The 20,234-nt window shown below is 71.5% G+C and carries 15 protein-coding genes; all 15 read right to left on the bottom strand.

Features of this window, described 5'->3' with window-relative positions:
• Positions 1 to 132: 132 nt before the first annotated feature.
• Entirely contained in the window at positions 133 to 387 is a 255-nt protein-coding gene (gene rpmA / locus OHA84_RS13605) for a 50S ribosomal protein L27 (protein WP_030840805.1), read from the bottom strand.
• A gap of 13 nt (positions 388 to 400) precedes the next feature.
• Positions 401 to 721 (bottom strand): 50S ribosomal protein L21, encoded by a 321-nt coding sequence (gene rplU, locus OHA84_RS13610; RefSeq protein WP_008738952.1) that lies wholly within the window; start codon positions 719 to 721, stop codon positions 401 to 403.
• A gap of 293 nt (positions 722 to 1,014) precedes the next feature.
• On the bottom strand, positions 1,015 to 5,142 hold the full coding sequence (locus OHA84_RS13615) for an Rne/Rng family ribonuclease (protein ID WP_266971517.1): 4,128 nt from the start codon (positions 5,140 to 5,142) through the stop codon (positions 1,015 to 1,017).
• 237 nt (positions 5,143 to 5,379) lie between these two features.
• A complete protein-coding gene (locus OHA84_RS13620) occupies positions 5,380 to 6,159 on the bottom strand; it encodes a TIGR03936 family radical SAM-associated protein (RefSeq protein ID WP_053675035.1) in 780 nt (259 codons plus the stop codon).
• 127 nt (positions 6,160 to 6,286) lie between these two features.
• Positions 6,287 to 7,351: a hypothetical protein gene (locus tag OHA84_RS13625; RefSeq protein ID WP_266947501.1), complete on the bottom strand. Its 1,065-nt coding sequence runs from the start codon at positions 7,349 to 7,351 to the stop codon at positions 6,287 to 6,289.
• A 137-nt stretch (positions 7,352 to 7,488) separates the two neighbouring features.
• Positions 7,489 to 9,414 (bottom strand): TIGR03960 family B12-binding radical SAM protein, encoded by a 1,926-nt coding sequence (locus OHA84_RS13630; RefSeq protein ID WP_199826411.1) that lies wholly within the window; start codon positions 9,412 to 9,414, stop codon positions 7,489 to 7,491.
• Positions 9,415 to 9,506: 92 nt separating this feature from the next.
• The gene (locus tag OHA84_RS13635) at positions 9,507 to 11,096 is read right to left on the bottom strand and encodes a CYTH and CHAD domain-containing protein (protein ID WP_266971514.1); all 1,590 of its coding nucleotides are present in this window, start codon (positions 11,094 to 11,096) and stop codon (positions 9,507 to 9,509) included.
• Positions 11,097 to 11,165: 69 nt separating this feature from the next.
• On the bottom strand, positions 11,166 to 12,365 hold the full coding sequence (gene rodA / locus OHA84_RS13640) for a rod shape-determining protein RodA (protein WP_053674950.1): 1,200 nt from the start codon (positions 12,363 to 12,365) through the stop codon (positions 11,166 to 11,168).
• Positions 12,365 to 14,536 carry a penicillin-binding protein 2 gene (mrdA, locus tag OHA84_RS13645; RefSeq protein WP_053674948.1) on the bottom strand — a complete coding sequence of 724 codons (2,172 nt, stop codon included), beginning with the start codon at positions 14,534 to 14,536 and terminating at the stop codon, positions 12,365 to 12,367. The genes rodA and mrdA overlap by 1 nt, the downstream gene beginning before the upstream one ends.
• 13 nt (positions 14,537 to 14,549) lie before the next feature.
• Positions 14,550 to 15,245, bottom strand: coding sequence for a rod shape-determining protein MreD (mreD, locus tag OHA84_RS13650; RefSeq protein WP_053674946.1), 696 nt, complete (start codon positions 15,243 to 15,245; stop codon positions 14,550 to 14,552).
• A 13-nt stretch (positions 15,246 to 15,258) separates the two neighbouring features.
• Positions 15,259 to 16,200 (bottom strand): rod shape-determining protein MreC, encoded by a 942-nt coding sequence (gene mreC, locus OHA84_RS13655; RefSeq protein ID WP_053674944.1) that lies wholly within the window; start codon positions 16,198 to 16,200, stop codon positions 15,259 to 15,261.
• Positions 16,201 to 16,373: 173 nt separating this feature from the next.
• The gene (locus OHA84_RS13660; protein WP_008738981.1) at positions 16,374 to 17,393 is read right to left on the bottom strand and encodes a rod shape-determining protein; all 1,020 of its coding nucleotides are present in this window, start codon (positions 17,391 to 17,393) and stop codon (positions 16,374 to 16,376) included.
• 329 nt (positions 17,394 to 17,722) lie between these two features.
• Positions 17,723 to 18,133, bottom strand: a complete 411-nt coding sequence (gene ndk / locus OHA84_RS13665; protein WP_053674942.1) for a nucleoside-diphosphate kinase — start codon at positions 18,131 to 18,133, stop codon at positions 17,723 to 17,725.
• A gap of 109 nt (positions 18,134 to 18,242) precedes the next feature.
• Positions 18,243 to 18,596, bottom strand: a complete 354-nt coding sequence (locus tag OHA84_RS13670) for a DUF4233 domain-containing protein (protein ID WP_053674940.1) — start codon at positions 18,594 to 18,596, stop codon at positions 18,243 to 18,245.
• A gap of 4 nt (positions 18,597 to 18,600) precedes the next feature.
• Complete coding sequence (locus OHA84_RS13675) at positions 18,601 to 20,139, bottom strand: folylpolyglutamate synthase/dihydrofolate synthase family protein (protein WP_371591376.1); 1,539 nt, start codon at positions 20,137 to 20,139, stop codon at positions 18,601 to 18,603.
• Between the last annotated feature and the right edge of the window lie 95 nt (positions 20,140 to 20,234).

The raw sequence follows: 20,234 nt of genomic DNA on the forward strand, positions 1-20,234 counted from the left end.
GGCCTTGCCGCCCATTAAACGTGTCTATGTGACAACGCGCCGAGGGCGGACCTCTCTTCCCGGCTTCCGCCGGGAAGAGTTGAGATCCGCCCTCGGGGTGTTACGAACGCGTGTGATGCAGCAGGAGCTGGATCAGGCGGCCGGAACGATGTTGACGACCTTGCGGCCACGGTGCGTGCCGAACTGGACCGAACCGGCCTGCAGCGCGAACAGCGTGTCGTCGCCACCACGACCGACACCCGAGCCCGGGTGGAAGTGGGTGCCGCGCTGGCGGACGAGGATCTCGCCGGCGGAAACGACCTGACCGCCGAAGCGCTTCACGCCGAGCCGCTGAGCATTGGAATCGCGCCCGTTCCGAGTGGACGATGCGCCCTTCTTGTGTGCCATGTCTCAGTCCCTTTTACTTCGCAGCCGCGGGGATACCGGTGACCTTGATCGCCGTGTACTGCTGGCGGTGACCCTGGCGACGGCGGTAGCCGGTCTTGTTCTTGTAGCGCAGGATGTCGATCTTGGCGCCCTTGTGGTGGTCCACGATCTCGGCCTGGACCTTGATCCCGGCCAGCACCCACGGGTCGCTGGTCACGGCGTCGCCGTCGACAACGAGCAGGGTCGAGAGCTCGACCGTGTCGCCAACCTTGGCAGTGGAAATCTTGTCAACCTCAACGATGTCACCAACAGCAACCTTGTGCTGGCGACCACCGCTGCGCACGATGGCGTACACGCGGATCTCTCTCTCACTCGGGACGGATGCTCCTGAAGCCAGCCGCTCACACGGGCCGAGGCCCACGGTGATCCGGATTGGACGAGCGGCCTCTCCCCGGCGACGCGCACGCGCGAGGCGCGTACACGGACGTACAGAGGAGGAGGGTGCTCAGGAGCGCGACGCGCACTAGACGGAAAATCATCTAGGACATGCCGACGGTCTAGGTTACGGGCCTGGTTCCAGGGGGTCAAACCGGGCCCCGAACGCCCGTGGGCCCCGCCGTTCGGCGGGGCCCACGGGTGTGACGCGGATCAGGCCTCGGTGGGAGCCGAGACGGACGGGAGCGCCTGCTGCTCCGCCGCCGCGGTCTTCTTCGTGGCCCGCTTCGCCGGCGCCTTCTTGGCCGTGGTGGCGGCCTTCTTGGCGACGGTCTTCTTCGCGGCGGTCTTGGTGGCCGCCGCCTTCTTGGCCGGGGCCTTCTTCGCCGCGGTGGTCGCCTTCTTGGCCGGAGCCTTGCGGGCGGCCTTCTTCTTCACCGGCGCCTCGGGCTCGACGTCGGCTTCGACCGGGGCCGCCTCGGGCTCCGACTCGGCTGCCGCAGCGGCCTCGACGACCAGGACGGCCGCCTCGGCCGCGCCCGCCGGGGAACCGGCGGGTGCGGTGGCCTTGCGGGTGGCACGGCGACGCGGGCGGGCCGGAGCGGCGTCCGCGACGGGCTCGGCCACCGGCTCGGCCGGGGTCTCGACGACGACCGGCTCGGGCTCCGGCTCGACGACGGGCTCGACGACCGCCTCCACGACCGGCTCCGGCTCCGCGGCGGCCTCGGCGGCGACCGCGGGGGCACCCGCCGGGGCGGTGGCCTTGCGGGTGGCACGGCGACGCGTACGACCCTTGGGGGCCTCCTCGACCACCGGCTCCGCGACGTCCTCGGTCTCGACCGGGGCGACGGCGACGGGCTCGGGCTCGACGACGGTCACCGGCTCGGCGACGGGCTCCACGACCGGCTCGGGCTCGGCCACGACGGCCGGGGCCCGCTCCGGGGCCACCGCGCCGCGCGGGGCGCCCGCCGGAGCGGTCGCCTTGCGGGTGGCACGGCGACGGTTGCGTCGACCGCTCACGCCGGAGGCCGCGGCCTCCGCCTCGGCCCGGCTGCCGTACAGCTCCTCGTCCGGGACGAACTCCGGCTCGGGCAGCGCGCGGGGCGCGGAGACCTCGGCGGCCAGTTCCTCCTCGGTCTCGTAGACCTCGGCGTCACCGGTGTCGGTCGACTCGACCGACTCGACGTCGTGGTCGTGGTCCTGGGTACGGCCGCCGCGGCGCTTGGAGCGCTTGCCGTTGCCGCCGCCACCGACCACGGTCGGGGTCTCCATGTGGACGATGACGCCGCGACCGTTGCAGTGGACGCAGGTCTCGGAGAAGGACTCCAGCAGGCCCTGGCCCACCCGCTTGCGGGTCATCTGGACCAGGCCCAGCGAGGTGACCTCGGCCACCTGGTGCTTCGTGCGGTCGCGGCCCAGGCACTCCAGCATGCGCCGCAGGACCAGGTCGCGGTTGGACTCCAGGACCATGTCGATGAAGTCGATGACGACGATGCCGCCCAGGTCGCGCAGCCGCAGCTGGCGCACGATCTCCTCGGCCGCCTCCAGGTTGTTCCTGGTGACGGTCTCTTCGAGGTTGCCGCCCTGACCGGTGAACTTGCCGGTGTTGACGTCGATGACGATCATCGCCTCGGTCTTGTCGATCACGAGGGAGCCGCCCGAGGGCAGCCACACCTTGCGGTCGAGCGCCTTGGCGAGCTGCTCGTCGATCCGGTACGTCGCGAAGACGTCGACCTCGGAGGTCCAGCGCGAGAGCCGGTCGGCCAGGTCCGGGGCCACGTGGTTCACGTAGCCGTGGATGGTCTCCCAGGCGGTGTCACCGCTGACGATGACCTTCGAGAAGTCCTCGTTGAAGATGTCGCGCACGACGCGGACGGTCATGTCCGGCTCGCCGTACAGGAGGCTCGGCGAAGAGGTCGAGATCTGCTTCGACTTCTTCTGGATGTCCTCCCACTGGGCCTGGAGGCGCTCGACGTCACGGCGCAGCTCGTCCTCGCTCGCGCCCTCGGCGGCGGTGCGCACGATGACGCCCGCGTCCTCGGGGACGATCTTCTTGAGGATGGTCTTGAGGCGCGCGCGCTCGGTGTCGGGCAGCTTGCGACTGATACCGGTCATCGAGCCCTCGGGCACGTAGACGAGGTAGCGGCCGGGCAGCGAGACCTGGCTGGTCAGACGGGCGCCCTTGTGGCCGATCGGGTCCTTGGTGACCTGCACCAGGACCGACTGGCCGGACTTGAGGGCGGACTCGATGCGGCGGGGGCCGTGGGCCATGCCGAGCGCCTCGAAGTTGACCTCACCGGCGTAGAGGACCGCGTTGCGGCCCTTGCCGATGTCGATGAAGGCGGCCTCCATCGACGGCAGCACGTTCTGGACCTTGCCCAGGTAGACGTTGCCGACGTAGGAGGTGGCCTCCTCCTTGTTGACGTAGTGCTCGACGAGCACGTCGTCCTCGAGGACGCCGATCTGGGTGCGCTCGCCGGCCTGGCGGACGACCATCACGCGCTCGACGGCCTCACGACGGGCCAGGAACTCGGCCTCGGTGATGATCGGCACGCGGCGGCGGCCCTGCTCGCGGCCTTCGCGACGGCGCTGCTTCTTCGCCTCCAGGCGGGTCGAGCCCTTGATGGACTGGACCTCGTCGGAGGAGGTGGAACCGGAACCGGCGGCGGACTCGGAGCGCTCGCGCGCGGGGCGCGGCTCGCGCACCTTGACGACGGTGCGTACGCCGTCCTCTTCGGCCGCGTCGGCGTCGGTACCGCCGTCGCCGCTGCGACGGCGGCGACGCCGGCGACGCCGGCTGGAGCTGGAGCCGAGGGCGCCCTCGTCGGACTCGTCGTCCTCCTCGGCGGATTCCTCTTCGCTCTCCTGGTCGGCGGACTCGGCCTCGGTGTCCTCGTCGGTGGACTCGTCGAGGTCGGCGGACTCGCCGCGACGGCGGCGACGGCCACCACGACGACGGCGACGCGACGGACGCTCGCCGTCGTTCTCGTTGTCGTCCTCGTCGAGGTCGGCGGAGTCGGCCTCGGTCTCCTCGGCCTCGTGGAGCTCCACGTCGGCGAGGGAGACGGGGGCGGACTCGACGGCCGGGGCCGCGGGCTCGGCGGCGCCGCGACCGCGGCGACGGCGACGGCCGGCCGGCTGGGCGGCGGGGGCCTGTACGGCCTCGGCCACGACCTCCGTGTCGTCCTCGTCCTCTTCGTCGTCGACCTGGCCGGCGGCGGCAGCGGCAGCGGCCGCCATGGCGGCGGTCTCCGGGGTCTGGAACATCGGCTCGGCGAACACCGGGGCCTGGAACACGGCCACGGCGGGGCGGGCCGCGCGACGGCCGGCGCGGGACTGGGCCGGCGCGGCGGGCGCCTCGGCCTCGGCGGCGGGCTGCGCGGGGGCGGCGGGGGTGACGGCGCCGGAGCGGGTGGCGCGGCGACGGCCGCCGCGCTTCGGGGAGTCCACTGCGTCGGCGACGGTGACGGTGGCCTTGGAGGCGACCGGGGCCTCGGCGGCCGGCGCGGGGGTCTCGACCGCGGGGGCCGGGGCGGCCTCGGCGGCGGGAGCGGCCGGCGCGGTCACGGCGCGGGTGGCACGGCGACGGGCACGCGGCGCGGAGGCGGCGGACTCCTCGACGGCGGGAGCGGCCGGGGTCTCGACGACCGGGGCCTCGACCGGGGTCTCCACGACAGCCTCGGCCGTCGGAGCGGCCGGCGCGGTGACGGCGCGGGTCGCACGGCGACGGGCACGCGGCGCGGAGGCGGCGGACTCCTCGACGGCGGGAGCGGCCGGGGTCTCGACGACCGGGGCCTCGACCGCGGGCGCCGGGGTGGCGGCCTCGGCGGCGGGAGCGGCCGGCGCGGTCACGGCGCGGGTCGCACGGCGACGGGCACGCGGGGCCGGGGCGACCGGGTCCTCGACGGCGGCGGGCTCTTCCAGGGCGACCTCGGCGGCGGGTGCCTCCGGGGCGGTGACGGCGCGGGTGGCGCGGCGACGGGCACGCGGCGCGGGGGCTGCGGGCTCCTCGACGGCGGGAGCGGCCGGGGTCTCGACGACCGGGGCCTCGACCGCGGGCGCCGGGGTGGCGGCCTCGGCGGCGGGAGCGGCCGGCGCGGTCACGGCGCGGGTCGCACGGCGACGGGCACGCGGCGCGGGGGCTGCGGGCTCCTCGACGGCGGGAGCGGCGGGGGCGGCGGCCGGGGTCTCGGTCACGGCCTCGGCGGCGGTGGCGCCGGGCGGGCCCGCGGGCCGGGAGGCGGCGCGGCGACGCCTGCGCGGGGGCAGGTTGTCGCTGGGGCTTCCACCGTCGGCGTTGCCGGCGGTGTGGTTGTTCTCAGACGTTTCGTTGTTGAGCATTGCGGGCGGTTCTCCCGTCACGCTCCCGGGCGCCGCGGCTGACATCCGGTCCGGCACGGCGCCGCGTAATGAGCGCGGAGCCGGCCTCCGGGGCGCGTTCGCCACACGGGAGCTCAGTTTCATGGCCGCCGGTTCCGTACGTGTTGTCCGTACGGCCTGGCGGAAGTCTTCAGGTTTGTGTGCGCTGCCCGGCACAGGAGGCTTCCGAGTGCCAGGGCGGCGCGACAACGGCGTTCCTTACGCGGCGGGACCTTCCGGCGCCTTCGCGTCGGCGGCTACGGCGGCCGTGGGTGGGGCGGCCGTGACAGCCTCGCGGTCGGGCGCGAGCGGGTCGGTCACCGTGCCGGACTCCTCGTCGAAGAGCCCCTGCGCCAGCCTGGTCACCGCTGCGGGGACCGGCGGCGCCAGGTCGGCCACAGCTCGGAGACCGGACAGGACGTCGTCGGGTCGTACGGCAGGTGTCAAATGCCGAACAACCAGCCGCAGTATCGCACAAGCATTGTCCAGAGGCCTATCAGCCGGGGCCGGATGTGCTTCGAGACTGACCACGGCGCCGCGCGTGTCGAAGGTCCGCATGCCGTTCTTGGTGCGGCGCTGGACCTCGACGGCCTCGGCCGCGAGGAACGCGGCCACGGCCCGCTCGGCGTCCGCGGGCTCGACGCCGTCCAGGCGCAGCTCCCACACGGAGGCGGTCAGTCGCTCGGCGAGCCCGGACGTCCTGGCCTCCACCGCGTCGACGATGTCGAGGCCGACCGGCATCGATTCGTCGAGCAGGATCCGGAGTTTGTCGGGGTCGCGGGGTGCCGCGAGGGCGATCTCCAGGTACTCGGCCTCGCTGCCGGTGCCGGTGGGTGCGGCGTTCGCGTAGGAGACCCGGGGGTGGGGGGTGAAGCCTGCCGAGTACGCCATGGGCACCTCGGAGCGGCGCAGGGCCCGCTCGAAGGCACGCTGGAAGTCTCGGTGGCTGGTGAACCGGAGGCGGCCGCGCTTGGTGTAGCGCAGTCGGATGCGCTGCACCACCGGTGCGGGAGGCGGGCCTTCGGGCTGTCGCTTGCCCAGTGGTTCTTCTCCTTGTGCGGGGCTCCGCGGCTCGCACGTCGCCCTGAGGTCTGGTGAGCCTGCCGGCCACGCCCCACCGGCCGGCTCACCCCTGCCGTTTGTGGAGGGAGATCTCGGGGGCGGGCGTGTTGCCTGCGGCTGTCGTACTACCCAGACTACGCGCCCGTGACCTCGCCGGTTCCCCGGGAGGAGTACCGAACAGCGCCCGTCGCACCTCGGCGCGCGCCTCGCGCACCGCGGTGCGGGAGGTCCGCCACACCTCCCGGACCAGATGTCCGACGGGGGTGGCGATGCGCCGGTGCGCCCAGCGGGCGGGCCGGACCACGAGCCCGCGCCACAGGAGGAGCAGGCCGCGGCCGAGGGCGCGGCTGATCCGGCCGGCCAGGTACCAGGCTTCGCGCAGCAGGTGTCCGAGGGGGGTGAGGACGTACGTGTACAGCCCCCGCCCGACCGGGGCGAGCACGTACCGGTAGGCGCCGACCGCGATCGGGGTGACGACGTACCGCCACAAAGCCACCCAGGGCCAGACGAGCAGCGCCTTCGCCAGCCACCCGAGACCCGCGCCGATCCACCGCGCCGACCAGGCCACGCCCCGCCCGACGGGTGCCAGGACGTACCGCCACAAAGCAACCCAGGGCCACACGAAAAGCGCCTTGCCCAGGAACGACAGGACGCGGGCGGACCCGTGACCGAGGGGGGTCAGCAGGTGGGCGTACACGGCGCGAGCCAGCCGGGAGATCCCCTGTCCGGCGGGCCGGAGCAGGTACCGCAGCAGCGCGCCGCCGATCGGGGCCAGGACGTGGCTGGTCAGGGCACTTCCGAGCCGGGCCAGGCCCTGCCCGACCGGGACCAGGACGTACCGCCACAGCCCCGCCCAGGGCCAGACGAACACCAGCTTCAGCAGGGTCACGAGGACCAGGCCGAGGGCGCGTGCCACCGGGCGGACGACCGTCCGGTGGCACCAGGACAGGCCGCGGCCGATCGGGCCGAAGAGGTGCCGGTTCAGTGTCCGCCCGAACGCCACGAGCAGGTCCCACACCACCCGTACGGGCAGTACGACGAGCACGGCCACGATCTTCACGGGGATGCGGACGACGCCGACGAGGCAGCCCTCGCCGCCGTTCGCCGGTCGCCCCTTGTCGAGTTCCATGCAGGTAGGGACACGGGACAGGCCCCCACCGTTGCGGGTGGGGGCCTGTCGAGACCGAGGCGTTACCGAATGTGACCGTGGGGCGTCACCCGATGGCCGCCTTCAACGGCCGTCGGGTCACCGCCTTCGCACGACGGTCACTTGACGACCGTGAGCGGCAGCAGCTTCTTGCCGGTGGGGCCGATCTGGATGTCGAGGTCGAGCTGCGGGCAGACACCGCAGTCGAAGCACGGGGTCCAGCGGCAGTCCTCGACCTCGGTCTCGTCGAGGGCGTCCTGCCAGTCCTCCCAGAGCCAGTCCTTGTCGAGACCGGAGTCGAGGTGGTCCCAGGGCAGGACCTCCTCGTAGGTGCGCTCGCGGGTCGTGTACCAGGCGACGTCCACGCCGTACGCGGGCAGCGCCTTCTCGGCAGCCTGCATCCAGCGGTCGTAGCTGAAGTGCTCGCGCCAGCCGTCGAAACGGCCGCCGGACTCGTACACGGCGCGGATGACGTCACCGATGCGGCGGTCGCCGCGGGAGAGCAGGCCCTCGACGATGCCGGGCTTGCCGTCGTGGTAGCGGAAGCCGATGGCACGGCCGTACTTCTTGTCGCCGCGGAGCTTGTCGCGGAGCTTGCCGAGGCGGGCGTCGGTCTCCTCGGCGGACAGCTGCGGCGCCCACTGGAAGGGGGTGTGCGGCTTCGGCACGAACCCGCCGATCGACACCGTGCAGCGGATGTCGTTCTGGCCGGAGACCTCGCGGCCCTTGGCGATGACGTTGACCGCCATGTCGCCGATCTGGAGCACGTCCTCGTCGGTCTCGGTCGGCAGCCCGACCATGAAGTACAGCTTCACCTGGCGCCAGCCGTTGCCGTACGCGGTGGCGACGGTGCGGATCAGGTCCTCTTCCGAGACCATCTTGTTGATGACCTTGCGCATGCGCTCGGAGCCGCCCTCGGGGGCGAAGGTCAGACCGGAGCGGCGACCGTTGCGGGTCAGCTCGTTGGCCAGGTCCACGTTGAAGGCGTCCACGCGGGTCGACGGGAGGGACAGGCCCACCTTGTCGTCCGAGTAGCGGTCGGCCAGGCCCTTGGCGATGTCGGCGATCTCGGTGTGGTCCGCCGAGGAGAGCGACAGGAGGCCGACCTCCTCGAAACCGGTCGCCTTGAGGCCCTTCTCCACCATCTCGCCGATGCCGGTGATGCTTCGCTCCCGCACGGGGCGCGTGATCATGCCGGCCTGACAGAAACGGCAGCCGCGGGTGCAGCCGCGGAAGATCTCCACGGACATCCGCTCATGGACGGTCTCGGCGAGCGGGACCAGCGGCTGCTTCGGGTAGGGCCACTCGTCGAGGTCCATGACGGTGTGCTTGGACACGCGCCACGGCACGCCGGAGCGGTTCGGGACGACGCGGCCGATACGGCCGTCGGGCAGGTACTCGACGTCGTAGAACCCGGGGACGTAGACGCCGCCGGTCTTGGCGAGGCGCAGCAGCACCTCCTCGCGTCCGCCGGGCCGGCCCTCGGCCTTCCAGGCGCGGATGATCTCGGTCATGTCGAGGACGGCCTGCTCGCCGTCGCCGATGACCGCGCAGTCGATGAACTCCGCGATCGGCTCGGGGTTGAAGGCCGCGTGGCCGCCCGCGAGGACGATGGGGTGGTCGATGGTGCGGTTGCGGGCCTCCAGCGGGATGCCCGCGAGGTCCAGCGCGGTGAGCATGTTGGTGTAGCCGAGCTCGGTGGAGAAGGAGAGCCCGAAGACGTCGAAGTCACCGACGGGGCGGTGGGAGTCGACGGTGAACTGCGGCACCTTGTGCTCGCGCATCAGCTCTTCGAGGTCCGGCCACACGCTGTAGGTGCGCTCCGCGAGGACGCCCTCGCGCTCGTTCAGCACCTCGTACAGGATCATGACGCCCTGGTTGGGCAGACCGACCTCGTACGCGTCCGGGTACATGAGCGCCCAGCGGACGTCCGTGCTCTCCCAGGGCTTCACGGTGGAGTTCAGCTCACCACCGACGTACTGGATGGGCTTCTGCACATGCGGGAGCAGAGCTTCGAGCTGTGGGAAGACCGACTCGGACATCACGCGACTTTCGTGAAGCGGGCAGGGGGCGACTCTCAAGCGTACCCCGATGCCCGGCAGCCGCCCGCCGCCAAGATCACCGGCCACGACGGGACCTACCCGGTGAGGTCCACCCGGTCCCGCACGGCCGCCGCCTTGCGCCAGACCTCCGGGAGCCGGCGTTCGCTCCGCTCGGCCAACGCTTCCTCTCGGGCGTACAACAGGCCCCAGGTGAAGGCGGACTCGCCCGCGGCGGTCGCCTGGACGGCGATCGTTCGCAGGGCCTCGCGGGCGACCACGCCGTCCTGGTGGTCACCGAGCAGGGTCTGGACCTTCTTGGCGGCCTTGGACAGGCGTGCGGCGGGCTTGCCGAGGGCGGGTACGGCGGCGTCCGCCGCGTAGCGGGCCCGCTTGGCGGCCTTGCGGGCGGCGTGCAGGGCCAGGTCGCGGTCGTGTCCGGGGTCGAGGTCGAGCGCCGTCTCGACCCGGCCGGCGAGCCGTTCGAAGTCGTGCGTCACCGCCTCGGGCAGGACGTCGGCCGCCGGGTGCCCGGCGGCCCCGCGCAGGGGCGGGTCGGCCAGCAGGGCGTCGAGGGCGTCCAGCAGGGCGACGTACCGGTCGCTGTCGAGTGCGGCGAGGGCCTGTTGCCGGGCGGCGTGACCGCGCGTGGTGTCCCAGACGCGCAGTCGACCGCGGACCGGGCCGAGCCGCAGGGTGTCGGGGAGTTCGCCGAGGTGCGCCAGGAGGCGTTCGGCCATGACCTCCTGGTCGCGGGCGACGCCGAGTTCGGCGGCGAGCCGGCGCAGTTCCTCCCCGAGCGGGTCGGTGGCCGCCCTGTCGAGGACCTTGCGGTACGTCTTGAAGGCGCTGCGCATCCGCCGCATCGCGACCCGCATCTGGTGGACGGAGTCGGGCAGGTCCCTGCGGACGGCGGGGTCCTGGGCGACCAGGGTGTCGCGCTGTTCGCGCAGGTACCGGAGCACCTGCGCGCCGGCGGTGTCCTCGGCGGGCCCGGTCTCGGTCCGGGCGGGGGGCGCGCCGCCCGTCTCCGTGAGTGCCCGGGCCAGTTTCGAGGGGGCCTCGCAGACCCGCAGGCCCTCTTCGCGGAAACGCCGTTCGACGGCGTCGAGCAGTTCGGGGTCCACCCCGTCGGCGAGTTCCACCTCCACCTCGGTCCAGGTGGCCCTGGCCTTGCCCCGCCTGGCCCGGACGGTGTCGGTGGACAGTTCCGCGAGCACGGCTCCGTCGGCGTCGAGGAGGTGGCTGACCTCGCGGGAGGAGCGCAGCCGTACCTGCGGCTCCAGCCGGCCGTCGCGTACCCGGGAGCGGACCAGTTCGGCGAGCCGGTCGGGGACGGTGTCACTGAGCGGTGCCCGGACCTCGTCGCGGACGTCCGGGGAGACGGGGAGTTTGAGGTGCCAGCCGGCGTCGGCGCCGCCGGTGCGGCGGCGCAGGGTCAGCCCGTCGGCGGCGAGCCGCTGGTCGGGGGTGTCCCAGTAGACGGCGTCGAGGTCGACGGTGCCCTGCGGGGAGACGGTCTCGACGCCCGCGGTGCCCGTGAGGTCCGGTACCCGGGGGCGGGCCTCACGGGCCGGCTGCCGGTCGGGGGAGCCGGACCGGTCGGGGGAGCCCGAACCGCTCCCCCGACCCGCGTCGGCTCGCGTGAACTCGAATTTCCGCTCGATCTCGCGCTTCGTCTCGGCCATGCATCGAATCTAGTCCCGCCCGGCCGGCGGCGAGAAGGTCGGCAGGAGCCAAACCCGCCGCCCGGGTGATCAGGCCGAAAGGGGCCGTTGCACCCGGATCGACTGCAGCAGCCCCACCGCGATCCACACGGCGAACATCGACGAGCCTCCGTAGGACACGAACGGCAGCGGCAGTCCCGCGACCGGCATGATCCCCAGCGTCATCCCGATGTTCTCGAAGGCCTGGAAGGCGAACCAGGCGATGATCCCGGCGCAGACGATCGTCCCGTACAGCTCGGTGGTCTCGCGGGCGATGATGCAGGCCCGCCACAGGATGATGCCCAGCAGGACGAGGATCAGCCCGGCCCCGACGAAGCCCAGCTCCTCCCCCGCGACCGTGAACACGAAGTCGGTCTGCTGCTCCGGCACGAACTGGCCGGTGGTCTGCGAGCCCTTGAAGAGGCCCGAGCCGGTCAGTCCGCCGGAGCCGATGGCGATGCGCGCCTGGTTCGTGTTGTAGCCGACGCCCGCCGGGTCGAGTTCGGGGTTGGCGAAGGCGGCGAAGCGGTTGATCTGGTACTCGTCGAGGACGCCGAGCTGCCAGATCAGGATGGCCCCGCCGGCGCCCGCGCCGATGAGGCCCAGCACCCAGCGGTTGGAGGCGCCGGAGGCCAGCAGCACGCCGAGCACGATGACGACCATCACCATGACCGAGCCCAGGTCGGGCATCAGCATGACGATGCCCATCGGGGCGGCGGCCAGGCACAGCGCCTTGACGACGGTGCGGTGGTCGGGGTGGGCGAGGTCGCCCGCGTCCACCCGGGTGGCCAGCAGCATCGCCATGACCAGGATGATCGTGATCTTGACGAACTCGGAGGGCTGGATGGAGAATCCGCCGCCGATCACGATCCACGCGTGCGCGCCGTTGATGGTCGCGCCGAGCGGGGTGAGCACGGCGATGATCAGCAGCAGCGAGAGCCCGTAGAGGGCCGGGACCGCGCCGCGCAGGGTGCGGTGCCCGAGCCAGATCGTGCCGATCATCAGCACCAGGCCGATGCCGGTGTTCAGGGCGTGCCGGAAAAGGAAGTAGTACGGGTCACCCTGGTTCAGGGAGGTCCGGTTGCGGGTCGCCGACCACACCAGCATGGAGCCGATGAAGGACAGCGCCAGTGCGCAGAGCAGTATCGGCCAGTCGAGCCGGCGCACCACCGAGTCGCGGGCGGTGAGTTTGGCCATGGCTCCGCGTTCCGGGGCGTACCGGGATACGGAGAACTTGTTCGCGGTCTGCATCAGTCCTGCCTTGCTGCGGGCGGTGCGGGCGGCCCGGCGAGCGCGGGCACCTCCTCCGGGGACGGGGGCACGTAGGGCCTGACCACGGGGGCGTCGATGGATCCGTCGGGTTGGATGGTCGGCAGGTTCGCCTCCGGCTTGATCAGCAGGGCACGCTTGACGTCCTGCTTGCCGGCCATGTCCAGACCGTAGATGGCGTTGTACACGTTGCGCACGGCGGGGCCGGATGCCCCGGAACCGGTACCACCCTGGGAGATCGTCATGACGATCGTGAAGTCCGAGGTGTAGGTGGCGAACCAGGAGGTCGTCTGCTTGCCGTAGACCTCGGCGGTGCCGGTCTTGGCGTGCATCGGGATCTCCTTCTGCGGCCAGCCGCCGAACCGCCATGCGGCGGTGCCCTCGGTGGCGACGCCGGCGAGGGCCCCGTCCATCTTGCGGAGGGTCTCCGGGGTGACCGGCAGCCGGCCGTGGGCGCGCGGCGGGATCTTCTCGACCCGCTTGCCGTCGGCGCTGATGATCGCCTTGCCGATGGTCGGGTTCCACATGGTGCCGCCGTTGGCGATGGCCGCGTAGATGGTGGCCATCTGGATCGGCGTGACGAGGGTGTCGCCCTGGCCGATGGAGTAGTTGACGGCGTCACCGGCGCGCATCAGGTTGCCTTCGAGGCAGTTCTCGTAGGACAGCAGCTCGACGTAGGTGCCGCCCTTCTTCCCCGTCTTGCACCACATGTCCTTGTTGGCGGTCCAGAACCGCTGCTTCCACTGGCGGTCCGGGACCCGGCCCTTCTCCTCGCCCGGCAGGTCGACGCCGGTCTCGGCGCCGAGCCCGAACTGGTGGGCGGTCTTGTAGAAGATCTCGGCCGGGCGCTTCTTCGGCTTGAGCCCGCCGTCCTTCAGCCACTGCTGGTGGCCGAGGGCGTAGAAGACGGTGTCGCAGGAGACCTCCAGTGCCCGGCCGAGGGTGATGGAGCCGTGGCCCTGGGACTCGAAGTTCTTGAAGACCTGTCCGCCGATGGAGTACGAACTGGGGCAGGGGTACTCGCCGTCGAACTTGTACCCGGCGTTGACGGCGGCGGCGGTCGGGATCACCTTGAAGATGGAGCCCGGCGCGGCCTGGCCCTGGATCGCCCGGTTCATCAGCGGGACGTTGGAGTCCTTGGCGGTCAGCTTCGCGTAGTCCTTGGCGGAGATCCCGCCGACCCAGACGTTCGGGTCGTAGGTCGGGTTGGAGGCCATGGCGACGACGCGGCCGGTCTTGGACTCCAGGACGACGATGGCGCCCGCGTCGGCCTTGTAGGGAACGCCCGTGTTGCGGTCGATCTGCTTGCGCGCCTCGACCATGGCCGCGTTCAGCTCGAACTCGGCGACGGCCTGGACGCGCGCGTCGATGCTCGTCACGAGGTTGGCGCCGGGGATCGCGGGATCGTTCTGGGCCATGCCGATGACCCGGCCGAGGTTGTCCACCTCGTAGCGGGTCACGCCGGACTTGCCGCGCAGGGGCCTGTCGTAGGTGCGTTCCAGGCCGAAGCGGCCCACCTGGTCGGAGCGCAGGAAGGGCGAGTTGGTGTCCTTCGCCCGGGTGATCTCGCCGTCGGTGACCGGGGAGAGGTAGCCCAGCGCCTGTCCGGTGTTGGCTCCGCCGGGGGCGGCGTAGCGGCGGACCGCGGTGGGCTCGGCCGTGATGCCGGGGAACTCCTCGGGGCGCTCGCGGATTTGCAGCGCCTGCTGGGTGGTGGCCTTGTTGGTGACCGGGATCGGCTGGTAGGGGGAGCCGTTCCAGCAGGGCTGGGGGGTCCGCGAGTCGCAGAGCCGGACCTTGTCCATGACGTCCTGCGGCGTCATGTCCAGTACGTCCGAGAGCCGGGTGAGGACCCCCTTGCCCTTGTCCTTCATCTTCATCAGCTCGGTGCGGCTGGCGGAGACGACCAGACGGGTCTCGTTGTCGGCGAGCGCGATGCCGCGCGCGTCGAGGATCGAACCGCGCACGGCGGGCTGGACGACCTGCTGGACGTGGTTGTTCTTCGCCTCGTGGTAGTACTCGTCGCCGTTGCGGATCTGGAGGTACCAGAGGCGCCCGCCGAGGGTGAGGAGCAGGGAGAAGACGAGCACCTGGATGATGACGAGTCGGATCCGCACCCGGGAGGTGCGGCCGGTGTCGGGGTTGTTGCTCACGCCTTCTCCTCCCTCACAGTTTCTTGACGCTCTTCACACCCTTGACGCCCTTTATGCGGCCGGCCCGGTTGGCGCGTCCGCGTGCGGTCTTCAGGCGCAGTCCACCGCGCTGGCTGCCGATGCGCAGCCCCGTGCCGCCGGCCAGCCAGCCGGAGGAGACGTCCTTGCCCTGGGGCGGGCCGCCGCCGGCCTCGACGGCCATCGGGTCGTTCTCGGCGCGCCGGGCGAGCGCCATGATGAACGGCACGGTGAAGGGCGCGAGCAGCAGGTCGTAGAGGGTCGCGGTGAACAGCAGGCCGGCCAGGCCGACGTGGCGGGCGGCGGTGTCCCCGACGAGGGCGCCGACGCCCGCGTACAGCAGGGTGGAGCCGATCGCGGCGGCGACGACGGTCAGCATCGGCCCCCAGGCCGAGCGGAACCGCCCGTTGTCGGGGCGGGCCAGGCCGACGAGGTAGCCGATGAGGCACAGCACGAGCGCGTACCGCCCGGCGGCGTGGTCGGCGGGCGGCGCCAGGTCGGCGAGCAGGCCGGCGCCGAAGCCGATGATGGCTCCGCTGAGGTGGCCGTACACCAGGGCGAGGGCGACGACGGTGAGGAGGACCAGGTCGGGTACCGCGCCGGGCAGTTGGAGCCGGCCGAGAACGGCGACCTGGACCACGAGGGCGACCACCACGAGCGTGGCCGAGAGCAGGATCCGGTTGAAACGCATGGACGGTCAGCTCCTACTCGTCGTCCGGCTTGCCGGGCACACTGGCGGACGGGGTGACCGTGACGGTGACCGTCGGGGTGGGCTTGGGGGCCGCGGGCTTCGGCGGGAGGACCGCGTCGCGCGGGTCCTCGCGCGGCGGCATCACGACGACGCCGACGATGTCCAGGCGCGAGAAGCCCACGAACGGGCGCACCCAGACGGTACGGGTGAGGTCTCCGCGGGAGGGGTCCACCTTGACCACCTCGCCGATCGGCACGCCGGGCACGAACGGCTTGTTGCCGCGCGAGCCGAAGGTGACGAGCCGATCGCCCGCGTTGATCTTGGCCTTGCCGTTGAGCATCTGCACGGACAGGGCACGGTCGCCCTGGCCGGTGGCGAAGCCGAGTTCGCCGGTCTTCTCCAGTCGGGTGCCGACGGTGAAGTCGGGGTCGTTGGCGAGGACCACGGTGGCGGTGTCGGGGCCGACGGTGGAGACCCGGCCGACGAGGCCCTCCCCGTTCAGGACGGTCATGTCGCGCTCGATGCCGTCCTTGCTGCCCGCGTCGATGGTGACGGTCCAGGAGAAGCCCTGGGCCGCTCCTATCGCGATGACCTCGGCGCCCTTGATCCCGTACTGTCCCGCGCCGGCCCGCTTGAGCATCTCGTCGAGCTCGCGGACGCGGCTGCGGTTCTGGTCGTCGCTGCCGAGCTTGGCCTTGAGCGCGGTGTTCTCGCGCTCCAGCGTCGCGATCCGGTTGTGGCGCTCGCCGGAGTCGCGTACGGCTCCTATGGCGTGGGCCACCGGATCCACCGCCGTCGCCACGCCCTTCTCGACGGGGCCGAAGACCGCTGCGGCGGCCTGTCGGGCACCGTCGACCGGTGACTCCTCGCCCGCTCTGATGTCCACCGTGATCAATGCGAACGCGATGGCGATCAGAAGCACCAGGAGCAGCCGGCTCTCTCGTGTGTCCCTCACGTGCGGCGGCCGTGCCTTCCTCGTAGATACCCGTGCGGCAGAGCCGCTCCGGTGAGACGTGCAGCTGTGATCGCACCGGACTGTTGCCTGTATATCAACGATCCGCCGCACCGGCGCGCTAGCACCCGTACGGCGGATCCTTGTGTTCCGCGTGCCCCGTGACGGGGAGTCGATCACCGCCGGGGCTGGGCGTCCAGAACCTGCTGGAGTGCTTCGAACTCCTCCACGCACTTGCCGGAGCCGAGCGCGACCGAGTCGAGCGGATCCTCCGCGATGTGGATCGGCATGCCGGTCTCACGGCGCAGTCGCTCGTCCAGGCCGCGCAGCAGCGCGCCGCCGCCGGTCAGGACGATGCCGCGGTCCATGATGTCGCCGGAGAGTTCCGGCGGGCACTTGTCCAGCGTCGTCTTGACCGCGTCGACGATGGCGTTGACCGGCTCCTCGATGGCCTTGCGGACCTCGGCGGCCGAGATCACGACCGTCTTCGGCAGCCCGGACACCAGGTCCCTGCCGCGGATCTCGGTGTGCTCGTCCTTGTCGAGGTCGTACGCCGAACCGATGGTGATCTTGATCTGTTCGGCGGTGCGCTCACCGAGGAGGAGCGAGTACTCCTTCTTGATGTGCTGGATGATCGCGTTGTCCAGCTCGTCACCGGCCACCCGGATGGACTGCGCCGTGACGATTCCGCCGAGGGAGATGACGGCGACCTCGGTGGTGCCGCCGCCGATGTCCACGACCATGTTGCCGGTGGCCTCGTGGACGGGCAGGCCCGAGCCGATGGCGGCGGCCATGGGCTCTTCGATGATGTGTACCTGGCGGGCGCCGGCCTGCGTGGACGCCTCGATGACGGCGCGGCGCTCCACTCCGGTGATGCCGGAGGGCACGCACACCACGACGCGCGGACGCGCCAGGTAACGGCGCTTGTGGATCTTGAGGATGAAGTACCGGAGCATGCGCTCGGTGATCTCGAAGTCGGCGATCACGCCGTCCTTGAGGGGCCTGACGGCGACGATGTTGCCGGGCGTCCGGCCGATCATCTTCTTCGCCTCGGAGCCGACCGCCAGGATGCCACCGGTGTTCGTGTTGATGGCGACCACGGACGGCTCGTTCAGGACGATCCCCCGGCCCCTCACGTACACCAGCGTGTTGGCGGTCCCGAGGTCGATCGCCATGTCACGGCCGATGAACGACATAGTGTTCCCCTTGTTCCCCATGAGGAGCGTCTGGCCTTCCAGTTGATAGCGGCTGCTGTCAGGTCGGCGAGGTGGGTGTGTGGGTGGAGGCCCCATCGTAGTGCCGCATGTACGGACATCGCGCGACGGGACTCCGGCAATCCCGCCGGAACGGATACCCGCCCCCTTAGTGGTGACGTCGTGTCCTGCACATGCGTTCCCCGTCCGCGCCGGTAATACCGAAGGGCGACCGAAATTACTTCGGTCGCCCCAGGTCGTGAGCGCTATTCGGCTGATCTCGCGTCAGAGGAGACTGCGGTGACAGCGTTCCGCTTGATGGGGGAACGGCCTCAGAGCGCGGGGAAGAACAGCTTCAGCTCGCGCTCCGCGGACTCCTCGGAATCCGAGGCGTGGATCAGGTTCTCCCGGGTGATGGAACCGAAGTCGCCGCGGATCGAGCCGGGCGCCGCGGCGATCGGGTCGGTCGGGCCGGCGAGGCCGCGAACGCCCTCGATCACGCGCTCGCCCTCGACCACGAGAGCGACGACCGGGCCACCGGACATGAAGCCCATGAGGGGCTCGTAGAACGGCTTGCCCTTGTGCTCGCCGTAGTGCGCCTCCAGGGTCTCCTGGTCGAGCGTGCGCAGCTCCAGCGCGGGAATGGTCCAGCCGGCCTTCCGCTCGATGCGGCCGATGATCTCGCCGATCAGGCCACGACGGACGGCGTCGGGCTTGAGCAGGACGAGCGTGCGCTGGGTCATGTGGAAACTCCTTGCGGCAAACGGGTGCGGTGGGACGAATCTACAGGTGCGCCGGGGCCGGACCGGCCCCGCCGGGTGCCGGCCGCCCAGGGGTGACGCACCCGTGACCTCAGGCCTGCGCCTCGTGCTCCGGATGGGCGGCGGCCCAACGGGCCTTCACGTCGTCGATGCGGCGTCCGTAGTGCACGGAGCACCACCACAGGCCGGCGAAGACCGCCCCGAGGAAGAACATCGTCGGCACCACGAAACCGCTGAGGATCAGGCCCACCTGAAGGGCCCATCCGAGCTGCACCGCGCCGGGCCGCGACAGCATCCCGCACAGCAGGATCGACAGCAGCATCGCGACGCCGCACACCGTCCACACGGTCGCCTGGGTCAGGTCCGGGTCCTTCATGGCCACCAGGCCCGCGAAACCGATCACGAAGAACTCGCCGATCAGCGTGCTCGCGCAGAGCGTGCGCATTCCCTCAGCCCCTCTTGAACAGCAGGCGGGCCTCGCCCACCGTGATCACCGAGCCGGTCACCAGGACCCCGGCCCCGCCGTATTCGGCCTCTTCCTCCGCCAGGGTGATCGCCGCCTCCAGGGCGTCGTCCAGCCTCGGCTCCACCTGCACCCGGTCGGCCCCGAAGACCTCCACCGCCACGCCCGCCAGCTCGTCGGCCGACATCGCCCGGTGGCTGGAGTTCTCCGTGACCACGATCTCCGCGAAGATCGGCTCGAAGGCCTCCAGGACGCCCCTGACGTCCTTGCCCTCGCTGGCGGCCATGACCCCGATCAACCGGCTGAAGCCGAATGCCTCGGTGACGGCCTCGGCGGTCACCCGGGCCCCCGCCGGATTGTGGGCCGCGTCCAGGACCACGGTCGGGCTGCGCCGGACGACCTCCATGCGGCCCGGCGAGGTCACCGAGGCGAAGGCCTTGCGGACGGTGTCCGTGTCCAGCTCCCGCGCGTGCTCCGCGCCGACCCCGAAGAAGGCCTCGACCGCCGCCAGCGCCACGGCCGCGTTGTGCGCCATGTGGGCGCCGTACAGCGGGAGGAAGATGCCGTCGTACTCGCCGCCCACGCCGCGCAGGGTCAGCATCTGGCCGCCGACCGCCACCTCGCGGGAGACGACCCCGAACTCCATGCCCTCGCGGGCCACGGTCGCGTCGACCTCGACGGCCTTCTTCAGCAGCACCTGCGCCGCGTCGACCGGCTGCTGCGCCAGGATGACGGTGGCGTCCTGCTTGATGACGCCGCCCTTCTCCTGCGCGATCTCGCCGGGGGTGGAGCCGAGCCGGTCGGTGTGGTCGAGGCTGATCGGGGTGACCACGGCGACCACGCCGTCGATCACGTTGGTGGCGTCCCAGGTACCGCCCATGCCGACCTCGACGACCGCCACGTCCACGGGGGCGTCCGCGAAGGCCGCGTAAGCCATCCCGGTGAGCACCTCGAAGAACGACAGCCGGTACTCCTCGGCGGCGTCGACCATCTCCACGTACGGCTTGACGTCGTGGTAGGTCTCCACGAACCGCTCCGGGGTGATCGGCGCCCCGTCCAGGCTGATCCGCTCGGTGACCGACTGCACGTGCGGGCTGGTGTAGCGGCCGGTGCGCAGTTCGAAGGCGTTCAGCAGGGCCTCGATCATGCGGGCGGTGCTGGTCTTGCCGTTGGTGCCGGTGACGTGGATGGACGGGTACGCGCGCTGCGGCTCGCCCAGGACGTCCATCAGCGCGGCGATCCGCGAGACGGACGGCTCCAGCTTCGTCTCGCCCCAGCGGCCGGCCAGCTCCTGCTCCACCTCCTGCAGCGCCTTGGCCGCCTCCGGGTCGGTGGGGACGGCGGGCACCTGGTCGCCCAGCGGCGCTCCGCCGTGTGCGCGCAGGGTGCGACTGCCGGCCTCGATCACCGCCAGGTCGGGGTCGCGGTCGGACTCCTCCGCGATGATCTGGTCGAACGCGTCGATCCCGTCGAAGGGGCGGCCCGGTTCGTCGGGGCCATGGCTCTCGGGCTGCTGCTCACTCACAGGGCCAGTCTACGGACGAGGACCCCCGGGACTTTCGGCCCGGCCGTTTCGGGACCTTGGGCGATCAAAGCGACCGGATCGTTATGCAAGCCTTG

Source organism: Streptomyces sp. NBC_00513 (assembly GCF_041431415.1).
In the GTDB taxonomy this organism is placed as follows: domain Bacteria; phylum Actinomycetota; class Actinomycetes; order Streptomycetales; family Streptomycetaceae; genus Streptomyces.

Excerpts from the sequence above, each read along its gene's own strand:
- rpmA (WP_030840805.1), bottom strand. The coding sequence starts at position 387 with ATGGCACACAAGAAGGGCGCATCGTCCACTCGGAACGGGCGCGATTCC.
- OHA84_RS13615 (WP_266971517.1), bottom strand. The coding sequence starts at position 5,142 with ATGCTCAACAACGAAACGTCTGAGAACAACCACACCGCCGGCAACGCC.
- OHA84_RS13625 (WP_266947501.1), bottom strand. The coding sequence starts at position 7,351 with ATGGAACTCGACAAGGGGCGACCGGCGAACGGCGGCGAGGGCTGCCTC.
- OHA84_RS13635 (WP_266971514.1), bottom strand. The coding sequence starts at position 11,096 with ATGGCCGAGACGAAGCGCGAGATCGAGCGGAAATTCGAGTTCACGCGA.
- rodA (WP_053674950.1), bottom strand. The coding sequence starts at position 12,365 with ATGCAGACCGCGAACAAGTTCTCCGTATCCCGGTACGCCCCGGAACGC.
- mreD (WP_053674946.1), bottom strand. The coding sequence starts at position 15,245 with ATGCGTTTCAACCGGATCCTGCTCTCGGCCACGCTCGTGGTGGTCGCC.
- OHA84_RS13660 (WP_008738981.1), bottom strand. The coding sequence starts at position 17,393 with ATGTCGTTCATCGGCCGTGACATGGCGATCGACCTCGGGACCGCCAAC.
- ndk (WP_053674942.1), bottom strand. The coding sequence starts at position 18,133 with ATGACCCAGCGCACGCTCGTCCTGCTCAAGCCCGACGCCGTCCGTCGT.
- OHA84_RS13670 (WP_053674940.1), bottom strand. The coding sequence starts at position 18,596 with ATGCGCACGCTCTGCGCGAGCACGCTGATCGGCGAGTTCTTCGTGATC.